At 59.2% G+C, this 13065-nt stretch carries 15 protein-coding genes; 6 read left to right on the top strand and 9 right to left on the bottom strand.

Features of this window, described 5'->3' with window-relative positions:
* Window positions 1–37: 37 nt before the first annotated feature.
* Both ACMFWR_RS24830 and ACMFWR_RS24825 read right to left on the bottom strand, forming a co-directional pair.
* On the bottom strand, window positions 38–337 hold the full coding sequence (locus tag ACMFWR_RS24830; RefSeq protein WP_413195038.1) for a hypothetical protein: 300 nt from the start codon (window positions 335–337) through the stop codon (window positions 38–40).
* 14 nt (window positions 338–351) lie between these two features.
* On the bottom strand, window positions 352–1029 hold the full coding sequence (locus ACMFWR_RS24825) for an MgtC/SapB family protein (RefSeq protein ID WP_413195037.1): 678 nt from the start codon (window positions 1027–1029) through the stop codon (window positions 352–354).
* Between the two features lie 173 nt (window positions 1030–1202).
* Here ACMFWR_RS24825 and ACMFWR_RS24820 point away from each other — a divergent pair, with 173 nt between their 5' ends.
* The 3 genes from ACMFWR_RS24820 to ACMFWR_RS24810 all read left to right on the top strand — a co-directional run bounded on the left by ACMFWR_RS24820 (window position 1203) and on the right by ACMFWR_RS24810 (window position 3818).
* The gene (locus ACMFWR_RS24820) at window positions 1203–1670 is read left to right on the top strand and encodes a VOC family protein (RefSeq protein ID WP_413195036.1); all 468 of its coding nucleotides are present in this window, start codon (window positions 1203–1205) and stop codon (window positions 1668–1670) included.
* 8 nt (window positions 1671–1678) lie between these two features.
* A complete protein-coding gene (locus tag ACMFWR_RS24815) occupies window positions 1679–2572 on the top strand; it encodes a LysR substrate-binding domain-containing protein (protein ID WP_413195035.1) in 894 nt (297 codons plus the stop codon).
* Between the two features lie 214 nt (window positions 2573–2786).
* A complete protein-coding gene (locus ACMFWR_RS24810; protein ID WP_413195034.1) occupies window positions 2787–3818 on the top strand; it encodes an aldo/keto reductase in 1032 nt (343 codons plus the stop codon).
* A gap of 9 nt (window positions 3819–3827) precedes the next feature.
* Here the strand turns inward: ACMFWR_RS24810 and ACMFWR_RS24805 are convergent, their stop codons facing one another.
* On the bottom strand, window positions 3828–4424 hold the full coding sequence (locus ACMFWR_RS24805) for an FMN-dependent NADH-azoreductase (protein WP_413195033.1): 597 nt from the start codon (window positions 4422–4424) through the stop codon (window positions 3828–3830).
* Window positions 4425–4645: 221 nt separating this feature from the next.
* Complete coding sequence (locus tag ACMFWR_RS24800) at window positions 4646–5521, bottom strand: LysR family transcriptional regulator (protein WP_413195032.1); 876 nt, start codon at window positions 5519–5521, stop codon at window positions 4646–4648.
* A 250-nt stretch (window positions 5522–5771) separates the two neighbouring features.
* Between ACMFWR_RS24800 and ACMFWR_RS24795 the strand changes: the two genes are divergently transcribed.
* Entirely contained in the window at window positions 5772–6263 is a 492-nt protein-coding gene (locus ACMFWR_RS24795; RefSeq protein ID WP_413195031.1) for a hypothetical protein, read from the top strand.
* A 621-nt stretch (window positions 6264–6884) separates the two neighbouring features.
* Here the strand turns inward: ACMFWR_RS24795 and ACMFWR_RS24790 are convergent.
* Together ACMFWR_RS24790 and ACMFWR_RS24785 are read right to left on the bottom strand one after the other, a co-directional pair.
* Window positions 6885–7235: a cupredoxin family copper-binding protein gene (locus ACMFWR_RS24790; RefSeq protein WP_413195030.1), complete on the bottom strand. Its 351-nt coding sequence runs from the start codon at window positions 7233–7235 to the stop codon at window positions 6885–6887.
* A 33-nt stretch (window positions 7236–7268) separates the two neighbouring features.
* Window positions 7269–8216: a metallophosphoesterase family protein gene (locus ACMFWR_RS24785; RefSeq protein WP_413195029.1), complete on the bottom strand. Its 948-nt coding sequence runs from the start codon at window positions 8214–8216 to the stop codon at window positions 7269–7271.
* A gap of 340 nt (window positions 8217–8556) precedes the next feature.
* Between ACMFWR_RS24785 and ACMFWR_RS24780 the strand changes: the two genes are divergently transcribed.
* Window positions 8557–10137, top strand: a complete 1581-nt coding sequence (locus ACMFWR_RS24780) for an MFS transporter (protein WP_413195028.1) — start codon at window positions 8557–8559, stop codon at window positions 10135–10137.
* Between the two features lie 273 nt (window positions 10138–10410).
* Here ACMFWR_RS24780 and ACMFWR_RS24775 read toward each other — a convergent pair whose 3' ends face one another.
* Window positions 10411–10632 carry an anti-sigma factor family protein gene (locus tag ACMFWR_RS24775; RefSeq protein WP_413195027.1) on the bottom strand — a complete coding sequence of 74 codons (222 nt, stop codon included), beginning with the start codon at window positions 10630–10632 and terminating at the stop codon, window positions 10411–10413.
* A gap of 512 nt (window positions 10633–11144) precedes the next feature.
* Between ACMFWR_RS24775 and ACMFWR_RS24770 the strand changes: the two genes are divergently transcribed.
* Window positions 11145–11672 carry a cytochrome b gene (locus ACMFWR_RS24770; RefSeq protein WP_413195026.1) on the top strand — a complete coding sequence of 176 codons (528 nt, stop codon included), beginning with the start codon at window positions 11145–11147 and terminating at the stop codon, window positions 11670–11672.
* A 171-nt stretch (window positions 11673–11843) separates the two neighbouring features.
* On the opposite strand, the gene ACMFWR_RS24765 is transcribed toward ACMFWR_RS24770, so the two are convergent.
* Window positions 11844–12302 (bottom strand): FUSC family protein, encoded by a 459-nt coding sequence (locus tag ACMFWR_RS24765; RefSeq protein WP_413195025.1) that lies wholly within the window; start codon window positions 12300–12302, stop codon window positions 11844–11846.
* A complete protein-coding gene (locus ACMFWR_RS24760) occupies window positions 12235–12924 on the bottom strand; it encodes a hypothetical protein (RefSeq protein WP_413195024.1) in 690 nt (229 codons plus the stop codon). The genes ACMFWR_RS24765 and ACMFWR_RS24760 overlap by 68 nt, the downstream gene beginning before the upstream one ends.
* Window positions 12925–13065: the final 141 nt, after the last annotated feature.

Genomic DNA, 13065 nt, shown 5'->3' with positions numbered 1-13065 from the left:
CATTCATACAAGGGGGCTTGTTCCTGCGTAAAAGACTTTAAGCTTGGGCGTCGTGTGCGTCGGAGGCATTGAGCGACGTCGCAAACAGATCGTCGATGATCCTTCTCGCAGCCGCGTATCCGGTCATCATGGCTTCTGCTTCCGTCCCGAACGCCTTCCCGCCGGAATCGCCAAGACGTAGCGGAGGCAACACGAGAGCAGAGCGATCTGCTTCGCGAATCGCGACAATCGAAACGTATTCGATTGGGACCGAATGTGCGTTGCGCGGGCTCCAGCTGAAGTCGGCCTCGACGGAAACCGAGATCGCGTATCCACGATACTCATACGAGCGGTTCATCGTCGTGTCTCCCATCATTTGTCGTGACGGCACTCTCTGACCCCCGGCATCGCTTCGAGCCGGGACAGAATCGCCGAGAATTCGCTAGCGGTCGCGCGCGACAGGGCGATTTGCACTTCGTCCAATTCCGGATCGTCATCGGATTGCTGCACGACAAACTGCTTCACACGGACGCTACTTGTACCCAGTGCTGAGTGCAGCGTCTCGAACGACACGCGGCCGCGCTCGGCGATAAGCAGGACGCTGCGTTGCTGCTTGACGGTGATAAAACGCCGTTCCAACGGCTTCACGCCGGCGAGGATAATCAAAATGATCACCGTAGCGCCTATCGCCGCGGTGTACATGCCGCCACCGACCGCCAGGCCGACTCCAGCGACTGACCACAAGCTCGCGGCGGTTGTCAGCCCCCGTACGACTTCTCCTCTTAGCAGGATAGAGCCGGCACCCAAAAAACCAATACCCGAAACCACCTGTGCCGCGACGCGCGACGGATCGAGCACGACATTGCTCTGTCCGAGGACGTCTGCAAACCCGTAGGCGGACACGAGCATCATGAGCGAAGCTCCCACGCAAACCAGCATATGGGTGCGTAGGCCGGCGGCCCAGTTCAGTCGTTCCCGTTCAAATCCGATGACGCTGCCGAGCAGCGCGGCGATGAGAAGGCGCGATAACGTTTCGACATGTCCAATCACGATGCATGACCCCTGTTAGCCTGCAACCAGTCTGCGCAGATAAAGCTCATTCGCGGGTTTTCACCTGCGCGATCAGCAGAAAGGCGAATTGTGACACTTTTATGACGAACGATCAGGCTGATGCGAGATGCCACAACTGGCAGACCGGTCATCAAGAACACGAGGAGTAAGGTATGACGCTCAAGCGCATGGACAATGTCCTTATCGTTGTCGACGATCTCGAAGCCACCAAGGCGTTTTTCAGCGAACTGGGCTTGACGTTTGAGGGCGAAGCGACAGTCGAAGGACCGTTGATCGGACAGCTGATCGGGCTCGAGAACGTCCGCGCCACGATCGCGATGATGCGAACACCCGATGGACAGGGCATTGAGCTAGACAAGTTCCACACGCCCGATGCGATCAGATTCGGTCCGGTGGCCCAACCGGTGAACACGCTAGGCATCCGCCGCATCATGTTCGCTGTCGATGACATCGACGCTGTGGTCGAGCGCATGCGCGACCATGGTGCCGAGATCATTGGCGAAATGCAGTACGAGAACAGTTACCGTTTAGCCTATATCCGCGGACCTGAAGGCATTATTGTCGCGCTGGCCGAGGAGCAAGGCTCCAATGTACGGCCCGATATGGAATCTATAGCCTGACTCCGACAATGCCCCGCGAAAACCTGCACGACCTGTTAGCGTTCGTCGCCGTGGCGCGCGAACGCAGTTTTACGAAGGCCGCCGCGCAACTCGGCATATCGCAATCGACGCTGAGCCATAAGATGCGAGCCCTCGAAGAGCGCATGGGCTTGCGTCTCCTGACACGCACCACGCGCAGCGTTTCGACGACCGATGCCGGCGAGCGGCTGCTGGGAAGCCTGGCGCATCATTTCGAGGAGATCGATGCCGAGGTTGCCGCCGTCGTTGACCAGGGGGACACGCCGGCGGGTGCCATTCGCATCACCACGACAGACTATGCGGCCAACACAGTGATATGGCCCAAGCTCGCGAAAGTGCTGCCCCAGTACCCAGACATCAAAGTCGAGATATCGATCGACTACGCGCTTCGCGACATTGTGGCGGACCGATTCGACATCGGCGTGCGCTCGGGAGACCAGGTCGCGCGCGACATGATTGCGGTGCGCATTGGGCCGCCGTTTCGCATGGCAATCGTGGGAGCGCCGACGTACTTGCGCAAGCATGCGCGGGTTGCGTTACCGAAAGACCTCCTCCAGCATGACTGCGTCAATCTGAGGTTGCCCACGCATGGCGGCTTATTGCCATGGGAACTCAAGAAAAAGAGCAAGCAGACGCAAGTGCGCGTCGAGGGGCAAGTGACCGTCACGAACACGTATCAAATGATCGAAGCCGCCGTGGCGGGATTCGGGCTCGCGTACGTCCCTGAAGATCTGGCCAAGCCCTTTGTCGACGAAGGCCGCCTTGACTGGGTGCTGCAGGACTGGTGGCCAACGTATCCCGGCTTGCACGCCTACTATCCGAGCCGGCGTCAGACGTCACGCGCGTTCCAGATCGTGGTCGATGCATTGCGGGCGCGCGCCTGACGAAGGGGGGCGTGCGAGCCTTCCGCGCCTGTCTTGAAGGCGTGCAGCGTTCGCCGATTGATGGCTACAGGCCATAAGTGCATGCGACGCGGGTCCCTTTATCGCAGGAGTCGGGTTCGATAACATCGTTCGAATACATACCGTACCGAAAGCCTTGAGTCTGAACCTGGGCTTCGCGTGCAGGCCACCCGCGCTTTCGCTAAGGATTGACACCATGCAACCCCGCTTTCTCGGACAAGGATCTCTTAAGGTATCGTCGCTTGGCTTCGGCTGTATGGGCATGAGCTTCAGCTACGCCACGCAGTTGAGCACGCAAGAAGGTTTTGCGCTCGTCCGGGGCGCAGTCGAACGAGGTGTGACCTTCTTCGATACCGCAGAGGTGTACGGCCCATTCGTCAATGAGGCCGTGATCGGCGAAGCGCTTGCGCCGCTTCGCGACAAGGTGGTCATTGCGACGAAGTTCGGCTTCGACATTGACCCGGCGACAGGTGAGAACCGTGGAGTCTGCAGCCGCCCGGAGGTCATCCGAAGGTCCGTCGAAGGGGCGCTCAAACGTCTGCGGGTCGATACCATCGACCTGCTCTATCAACATCGGGTCGATCCTGATGTGCCGATCGAGGATGTGGCGGGCGCGGTGAGCGATCTCATTGCATCGGGCAAAGTACGGCACTTCGGCATGTCCGAGCCGGGCGTGCAAACGTTGCGCCGGGCGCATGCGGTGCTGCCCGTCACGGCGATCCAGAACGAATACTCGTTGTGGTGGCGTGCGCCAGAAACCAACGGCATCCTGCAAGCGTGCGACGAATTGGGGATTGGATTCGTACCTTATAGCCCGCTCGGAAAGGGTTTCCTGACGGGCGCGATCGATAAGGAAACGCTGACCGATGGCGACTTCCGCAAAACGATGCCGCGCTTCGCTCCCGAGGCGATCGAAGCGAATCGCGTCCTGGTAGATCTGCTAAGTCGAGTCGCCGATGACAAGGGCGCAACGCTCGCGCAAATCGCTCTTGCCTGGCTGCTCGCGCGGCGTGGCTACATCGTGCCGATACCCGGGACGACCAAAATAGGGCGCCTGGAGGAGAACCTCGGTGCGGCCGACCTGGTTTTGACGACCGACGAACTGAGCAGAATCGAGCAGGCTGCAAATCAGATTCAGATCGTCGGGAACCGATATGCTCCTCAGCACGAGGCGCTTGTGGGTCGCGAAGCCGTGGCAACCAGCGCAGTCCGTAAGTCGCACGACTAACGAACCACCTCAAGCAGTAGCGATTTCTTCGCGCGCAGAGGCGAGCGATGCGCTCGCAGCGTCGGGCCCCATGGCCAGGCCCTCTGCGTAGATGAAGTTCACGTCCGTCATGCCGAGGAAGCCAAGGAACATGCGCAGATAGGGCGTGTGCGTATCGTCCGGCGTGCCGACATACTGGCCTCCGCGCGCGGTGACGACGAACACCTTCTTGCCCGTCACGAAACCCTCCGAGCCGGTAGCCGTGTACTGGAACGAGATGCCAGCGCGCGAGATGAAATCGAAGTAAGTCTTCAGCTGCGTCGAGATGCCAAAGTTGTACATCGGAGCGCCGATCACCACGATATCGGCCGCTTGCAGTTCAGCGATCAGCGCTTCGCTACGAGCAGAGATGGCGGCCTGCTCGGGGGTCCGCTTTTCAGCCGGCGTGAAGAACGCGCCGAGGATGGCATCGTCGAGATGGGGCAGCGGATCGGCTTGCAGGTTGCGATAGACGACGTGTGCGCCGGGATTGGATTGGAGCAATTTTTCGGTCAGTTCGTTAGCGAGCAAGGTCGAGGTTGCGCCTTGCGAGCGGGCTGCCGAGTTGATCTGGAGGATGGTTGTCATGATGGGTCGGATGTCTGGCTCAAAGGATGGGTCATTCACGTACACAGTCGACCACGAGGGAGCCGACTACGAGCGAATGGAAAGGCTACCTATCCCCGCCATGCGGCGGTAGACCCAGGTCATGCGAATCTGTGTCGCGGATTCTGCAACGCAGCCGCATACGGAATCTGCGCGCCGGCGCGCGCCGCCATCATGCATGTGTCCCGACGCGACCTGCAACGTCAGCTGGGAGAGCCGAAATGCTTGGTGAGCAGCTCGATCAGATCGCGCACTTTGCGCGGTGGATGCGCACCCTGCGGCCGTACGACGTAAATGCCGGCCTCCGGCACGCGGAATTGACGCATGATCGGCACGAGCGCTCCCGAAGCCACGTGCTCGTCCGTCAGAAAATCGGGGAGTGAAGTGATACCGAGCCCCGCAATCGCGGCAGCAACGAGCGCCTGACCGTTGTTGGAGATGAATCGGCCGCGCGGATTCACGGTAATCACCTTGTCGCCGTCGACGAAGCGCCAGACTTCCGCGTGCTGACAGACTGCCGCATGGCTCGAGATTTCGTCAGGAGCTTGGGGCTCTCCGTGGGCATCGATATAAGCCGGGCTCGCAACCAGCTTGCCGAATATCGGACCGATTCGACGTGCGATCAGATTGGAATCCGGAAGATGGCCGATACGAATGGCGACGTCGAAGCCTTCGTTGACGATGTCGACGAAGTGATCGCTGAAGGATGTGTGAAGCTGGAGAAGGGGATGCTGTTGCGCGAGGTCTGCGAAAAGAGGCGCGAGATGCGTCGCGCCGAAGGATGCAGGTGCTGCGATTCTCAAGCGTCCTCGCAGGTCGCCCGCAGGAAGAATCGATTCACGCGCGAGATCGAAATCGGCGCAGATGCGTGCCGCGTACTCGCGGAAGGTCGATCCGGCTTCGGTCAGCGTTGCGCCCCGCGTGGTGCGCGATACGAGCTGGATGTGCAACTCGCTCTCCAGTCGCGCGAGTCGACGGCTGACGATCGATTTCGACAGACCGAGCCGCCGCGCAGCAGGCGTCACACCGCCTGCATCGGCTACTTCGACAAATGTGTACAGATCTTCGATGTCAGGCATTTTCGCCTTCGTGTGCTCGATAGGAGGCCGCTGATACGGGACCCGATGGGCGGCTTTCGTAACGGGGCTTCGAAAATAATATCAAGAATCGGAATTTAGATTTTTGTCGCGATGCCGATATCAATAGCGTGCGGCGGTTTCGTCATTCGGTTCTCGGATTTCGTTGTCGCTAAGGCAAGCCCTTTTGGATTCAATCACATACCCGATGACCCGCCATACGTTCGCGCGACACGTTTCACTTCTGAGTTTCATGCTATTGAGCGCGTGCGCGGGCACGCCGTCCCAGACCGCCGCGGACTACCATCCGGAAACCGAAGCACGCGTACGGGCATATTGGGGGCCTAACGTGACCTTCTACATGAACACCGCGTGCGCCACGGGTGAGGCGAAACACTTCGTCGCGACGAAGCCGGGTCTGTCGAGTCTCACGAACAAGACTGTGGGCATGCCCGTTCCGTCAGATGCGGGACAGTATTTTCACGAATACATCGTACCGGCCGGCGAACCAATGACCATCCGTGCGCAGTTCGTGAGTCAGCAGTTTCTCAACGGCAAAACCTACGTCGTGACCGACCAGCCAAAGTTCGCGACCTTCGTGCCCGAGCGTGGACACGACTACGAGATTCTTGGGCAGGACAATGGCGGCCCGGACGCGATTGTCGCGCGTGAACTGGTTTCGAGTGACAAGGGCATATCGACATTGCCGCATTCGCTCAAGCCGACTGGGGCTTGCAGGCCTTAAGGCCGTCGATGTGTTCGATGGGACGTGGTGCGCGAGATTGGAGGCTTTTGCTGCATGCATGGCCGGAACCAGTGATTCAATGTTGCCGCAAGAGCAAGCTTGTGAACATGCGCCCATATTCATTGCACGAAGCCTTCGCCAAGTTCAATACACTGTGCATACCATGCACTCTTTCTTTCCTCGTGTGATCACGTTCCCGGCGATCCCCTTGCGCAAGTTACCCGTCGCATTGATGAGTGAGATGCAGTTCCTGGGCACCGCCAAACCACATTAGGCACGCAACCGATTCAGCAGACATCCGCGGTCTGGGTTCGGCTACAGCTGACCTTGTCGAGCAGAAGTCGGCTGCGGATTCAACCGCTTCGAGCACGATTCAGCCATTCAACACCTAAGGCCGAGTTCGCCGGGGATGCGAGGAGGACGGACGCGCTGATGCACCATCGTCCAAGCGATAAAGTCCTCTCTGCACAATCCGCGGAGAACAGCGCCGGACGTCTACTTCGGCGTGGCTTCTGAAGCAGATGCTTAGCCTGTCTCAAGGCGGCCCGAACTCATGAACTGAATCCCACAAGCCTCACGACACGAGATCTTCGAACTCGTTCCAGGCCGCCCGCCCGAGCATTACTGAACGGTTATCGTCTCTCGCATATTCGGATGAATGCCGCAGAATATTCTGTAGACGCCCGGCTTGGTGAACTTGTACTCGAAGGTCTCGTTCTGATCGAGCGCTGCAGAACGGAACAGGCCGGCATCACTGACAACGGTATGCGGTTCGTCGTCGAGATTCTTCCACGTCAAGGTCGAGCCCGCTTTGATGGTCACGGACATCGGAGAAAACATGAAGTCCTTGATCGTGATCATGTCGGTTTGCTGATCCTGCGCCTGGGCCAGATGAAATCCGGCCGTTCCGGCCAGAATCGATGCGGCGCCGAGGGCGATGGCAAGTGCGTGACGAAGTGTGGTGATTTTCATGGGGAAGTCCTGATATCTGGTTGTGTCGCTGGTTTAGGCGAGGGTGGAGTCGGTCAGCGTCGCAGTGGGCGGAGCGAACGAAATCTTCACGTCGGTCACGCCGAGCATTTTCGGAAGCTGATCGCTCGGCACCGTGAGCGGCACAGGGCCAGGACCATTGCCGGCGGTCGGTTGCGGATAGGCCGTCGAGCGCGCCGTGTGAAACGTGATGTTTCCTTCCACTTTCGAGACGATCTGGTGAATGTGCCCGTTGAGAACGGTCACGGAACCGAACCGCTTCAGATAGCTCATCGCCTGGTCGGCGTCGCCGGTACCCCAACCCCACGGCTCATAAATCGTCCACAAGGGCATGTGCGCAAACACGACGATCGGCGTGCTCGACGAGCGTCCGTTCAGATCCGCTTTCAGCCACGCCAGTTGATCGTCGCCCAGTGCGCCGAGGCCGTTCGGCTTGAAATGCATCACGTTGTTCAGCGCAATGAAGTGAACGCCGTTGTGATCGAAGCTGTAGTAGCCCTTGTTGTCAGAGGCCTTGCCGAATCGGTTGAAATACTCGGTGCCGGTTCCATCGGTCACGTCGTGTTCTCCCGGGACGGTATGCAACTCGGTGATATTCAGGCGCGACAACAGTTGCTGTGCATCGTCGAACTGCTGTGCCTTTGAAAGGTGCGTAATGTCGCCGGTATGGATCGTCAGCGCCGGCTTCAAGGGCATCGAGTTGACGTAGTCGATGGTTTTCGAGAGCGTGGCAGCGACGTCCGGATTGGCTTCCTTGTTGAAGCCGATGTGCGTATCGCTGATCTGAAGAAACAGGGGCGTGCCTTGCGCGGCTGCTGTTCCCTTGTTGTCGGCTGCCAAAGCGACGTCGACCGGCGTGAGCACCCCGCCGGCGAGTACGAACAGCGTCCCGGCACCGCCGAACGCGAGACATTTCAAGGCGTTGCGACGGCTGGGATCAGATGGAAATTGGTTGGATGACATATTGCCCTCGTGAGTAGGAACAGGAACCGGTCCGCCGGCCCATCCGACGATCTCGTACAGGTTCATGGAGCAAGACCCTGCGGCCGCCCCGTTTATTCCCACAATCGATGGCGCAACAGACGCGCGGTCTTCCAGAGCGCATCGGCAGCGGCCGTTCGTGAAGTTTTTCTGTGATGTGGGAATAAACGCGAGAGAAACCCGGTCTACCGGATGTCCATCGAGCGGAGACAAACGAATCGGGTTTCGCGCGCTCGAAATTGGCAATTTCCGTCAAGACCACCAGGACCGAGGGCGGGAATCGCCCTGTCGAATGTCATCCAAGTCACCGTGTGGATCACCGATGAACGCGCTTCCCACTACAGATCAGACGTTTCAGCCGAATCGACCCTTCCGCGAATCATTGCTTGCGATGTTCGGTATGGCGCTCGTGGCCATGCTGGTCGCGCAGGATCAAACGATCGTCGGAACCGCGTTGCCGCAGATCACCCGAGATCTTGGGCAGTTCGATCTTTATGCGTGGGTGGCGACGTCATACATGCTGACGTCGGTCATCGCGATTCCCATTTTCGGGCGGCTCGGAGACCTGGTTGGCCGAAAGAGGCTTCTGATCGCGGCAATCATCCTGTTCTCCGTCACGTCGCTGCTATGCGGGCTCGCGACAAGCATGCTTCAGCTCGTCATCACGCGAGGATTGCAAGGGCTTGGCGGCGGCATCATGACCGGCACGGTCTTCGCCTCCGTCGCGGACCTGTTTCCGAACTCCGCGTCGCGTCTGCGATGGCAGGTGATCGTGAGTGCGGCATTTGGCGTCGGTAACCTCATCGGACCGATTCTGGGCGGGGTGCTCGCGCAGTACTGCAACTGGCGGCTGGTGTTTCTGATCAACGTGCCGATCGGCGTCGTCGCACTGATGTTCGTCTATCGCTTCCTTCCCGACATGCACCACGCGCGCCGCGCCGACGTTGCGCGTGTGGATTGGTTCGGTGCATGTCTTCTCGTTCTCACTTTAGCCTCGGCGCTACTGTTGATTGAGGTGCTGCCGAAGGACGGTGTCAGCAGTGTGACGGTGACGCTTGGCCTGATCATCGCAACGGCCGCGTTCACACTTTGGGTCTGGGAAAGAAGGGTAGAGCATCCGATCATCCCGTTCGCCATCTTTGCCGACCGCAGGCTCATCGCGCTTTTCATTGTGTCGGCCCTGGGTGGCTTCGGATCCTTTTCCCTGCTGTTCAACGTTCCTCTGCTGTTTCAAGGCGGATTCGGAATGTCGTCGTCTCACTCCGGCATGCTGATCACGCCGCTTGTCGCTGGCGTGACGGCGGGTTCCGCATTGAATAACAAGATCATGGCTTGGGTGAAGCGAGCCAACCTCACGATGAGCGCGGGTTTCGCGTTGTTCATCATCGCGTGCTTTTGCGTGGTCGCCATCACGGGCCAGTTCTCTCATCTCCTGTGGATGACATGCATGGGCATCGGCGGGATCGGACTCGGTCTCGTTGCATCGGGCCTGTCCATGTTTTCGCAAAACATCATCGCGCGGACCGACCTCGGGGCGACGATGGCGACGTTGCAATCGCTCAGAACGCTCGGCGGAATGTTGGGGATTTCGGTGACCTGTTCGGTGTTGAAGCACTTGTACACGGGCGACATGCACGGTCTGCTGCATGCGTACCAGACGACGCAATGGTTCAAGTCGCTCGCCAGTCCGACGCGCATGGTCGACCGAACCGATCAAGGCGTACTCGTTAATCAGCTTGTCTTTGCGGGGCATACCGGCAATGCCATTCTGTCGTCGGCACGCCTCGCGCTGATCAGTGCCATCCATACGAGCCTCGTGCTTGCAGCCGGCGCGGCGCTGATCGGGCTATGCCTCACGTTGTTCGTCCTTTCGGGGCGAATCACGCACCCGCGCGGAGCCTGAGCGCAAGATCGCCGCGGTGCCAGTGATCCTGCCGGCTAGGGCAGTGCACGTGTTCTCACGTCGTTCACGAAGCCATTCAGTTCGTCTGCTCCGGTGTCGGTCACGGCCCAGAAATCTCTGTGCATAGCCGTTCGTGTGTCACCCGTATCCTTGATTTTCATTCGCTTCCGTTCGCAATGTCTTCGTAAGAAAAGCTTCACACGATTTGCGAATTTCGCTGACAACTGCGCGCGCTCCATCGATGGTTCGGATGCCGTAACGAAGTCATGGCGTTCATTTTTTCGCTAAAGCTCGTAGTCTTTCCTCCAGATCTTCAGGAGCGTCCACGCATAAGAACGCGGTTCTTAGGCGGATATTCAGCTTTTGATACGTCGCATAGATCTCCTGACATCGCCTGCAGCTGGCGAGCTGACATTCGACCCGAAATGTTTCGGCCGGCCCTAGCTCGCGGTCGAGGTACCCGGACAGCAGATCGGTGTTGTGGGCATGTCGCATAGATCTATGGAGAGGTTCAATGGATCGTGGAGTCCCCAAATAAGGAGCGCGGAGGATCGCAAAGCGCGCACAAATTGTCGAATCCTTTGCTATGGACTGCGTACGCTAACGATTTATTCCAGACGTGTCTAAGAGCGATATGAAACGATCGAGACGACCTTTCTGTTCCATGCCGCATTGATCGCTTCGTTCCGACACAGACGTCGAACACGTTCATGAATGCGTGGGTGCGAATGTCGAAGTATCCGCACGTAGGCCCATTGAGTGCTCGCGAGAACTCGTTCTGGTCACTCATGTTTACCGCATTTACTCAGACTTTATTCCCATTGCTCGAGAAGAATCCGGCGCACAAGGCGAGGTCGGATTTCGTGGGGTTTTCGGGAATAGACAGCGAGCGAGCCGCGTCTTATAGGCGACGTCGTTTGAATTTATTTGGGTTTGCCTAACGAACGCTCGGAGCATCGCATGAGATGCCTCGGGTACATCTTCTGTATCTGAAAGGACTTCAGCCCGTGCATACTCATACTCATCACTTCGGCTTTTTTGCTCGAGCGCTTCACTGGAGCATGGCCATCATGATTCTCACGATGCTGGGGATCGGTCTGGATGAAGACCTGCTCTGGCTCCATGAGCCACTGGGCATTTCCATACTGTTGCTCGCGCTCGTCCGGATTTGCGTGCGGCTCAACAGCAACATTCCGCCCCTGCCTTCGGACATTCCTGTCGTGCAACGCCGGGCAGCGAGAGCGTCTCACTTCGCGCTGTATGCGTTGATGTTCGCCATGCCGCTGGTCGGGTGGTCGATGGTATCGGCCGAGGGGCCGCCGATCATCCTGATGGGATGGCTGCACCTGCCGTCGATCATGCCGCACAACATTCACCTGTACCACGCGCTGAAAAAGGCACACATCACGCTGGCGATTCTTTTGGCAGGGACATTCGGCATGCATTTCATGGCGGCTATGTATCACGCGTTGGTCCGCAAGGACGGCGTATTCGCCAGCATGGCCAGTGGCGGAGGCAAGCGCAGCACAGAATGATTGTGGTTGTCGTCGCTAGCGCTGCGGCGCCGGCCACGGTGTCCGACCTTGAGCGATTTAGCTCGGCGAGTATTGATTCACGCGGCGGTGAGAACAGGCTGAACGATCATTCCGACCTTGTGTAACCGGCAGATCCTATTGGCGTGGGGGAGGGGCACTCACACGCCCGGGTCAATCGATCGAATGCGAAGCGTCGTCGCGCAGCGGCATGACGAGTAGGCCGCTTGCCACGCCGATGGCAACGCCGAGCACGGTCTCCCACAGCCTCGCAACCAGTACCGACATCGAATGTTCCCCTCCTGCAGCGAGTGTCAACAACAGCGTGAAGGCGAATGCACCGCACGCAACGTCGTAGCGCTCGGGCAAAGCCATCGCATAGATGACCATCGCGATCGACGCGGCGCACCAGATTAGCAACGGGGCGTGCGAGAGCACCGGCAAAAGACAGAGCGCGAGCGGCACGCCGATCAACGTGCCGACGACTCTTCGCCGCCCGCGCTCGAGCGTGCCTGCCGCCGTTCCGCTAATCACATACACGCATGCAGTGATAGCCCATGCCGACTCAGTCAGGCGGAACACGCTGTTGAGCACGACGATCGCTAACGCTGCGCTCGCCGCTTGCAGACCCATGACGAATTCGGCCGGATAGCCGCCCGATCGTTTGGCCGGTACGGTCGCGAGGGCGGCCATCAACGCGGGCTTCTCCGCGGGACCGCTTAGCAGGCGCGGCAGCGATCGCCGAGATACAGGCGATCGCTGCCGCGACGACGATGGCCTGGCAGTCCGCGGTACTCGCCTTCAGCGTATAAGCCGTGAGTTCGCCGATGTAGATTTGCGAGCCGATGCCTGCGCCCAGTACGCCATAGCGCTTGAACGCACCGACCGCGAACGCACCAGTGATCAGAATCCATTCGCTGCCGGCGAGACCCGGCACGTGCGCAGCGAACGTGAGTGGCGCAAGCGATGCAAAGAGGGTCGCGCCGACCGCCGCGGCGAAACATAACGCGACCAGATCGCGGCTCGACTCGTAACGCGTGGTACGTGCTTCGGATACGCTTGCCCACAACGCAAAACTGCCGGCGAGCGCACCGAGCGATAGGCCCGCGGGCACAAGCGTAGCGAGATCGCGCAACGTGCCGAGCGCCAGCGCGATGCCGTAGGCCGTGACGAGCCGCAGCCCTTTGATGCGTCGATGCGTGCCCGGATCTATTCTCTCGAGCCACTGAGTGACGAGGTTGAGCGCACGTTGCATGGCAGTGTTTTCCTCCCGGCAATCGGCAATCGGCAATCGGCAAGCGGCAAGCGGCAAGCGGCAAGCGGCAAGCGGCAAGCGGCAAGCGGCAAGCGGCAAACGGCAAACGGCAAACGGCAAACGGCAAACGGCAAACGGCAA

This window comes from Pararobbsia alpina (genome assembly GCF_965118125.1).
Lineage (GTDB): Bacteria > Pseudomonadota > Gammaproteobacteria > Burkholderiales > Burkholderiaceae > Pararobbsia > Pararobbsia alpina_A.
Note: the sequence above shows the minus strand (reverse complement) of the source record. Positions and strands in the feature narration are given on the sequence as shown.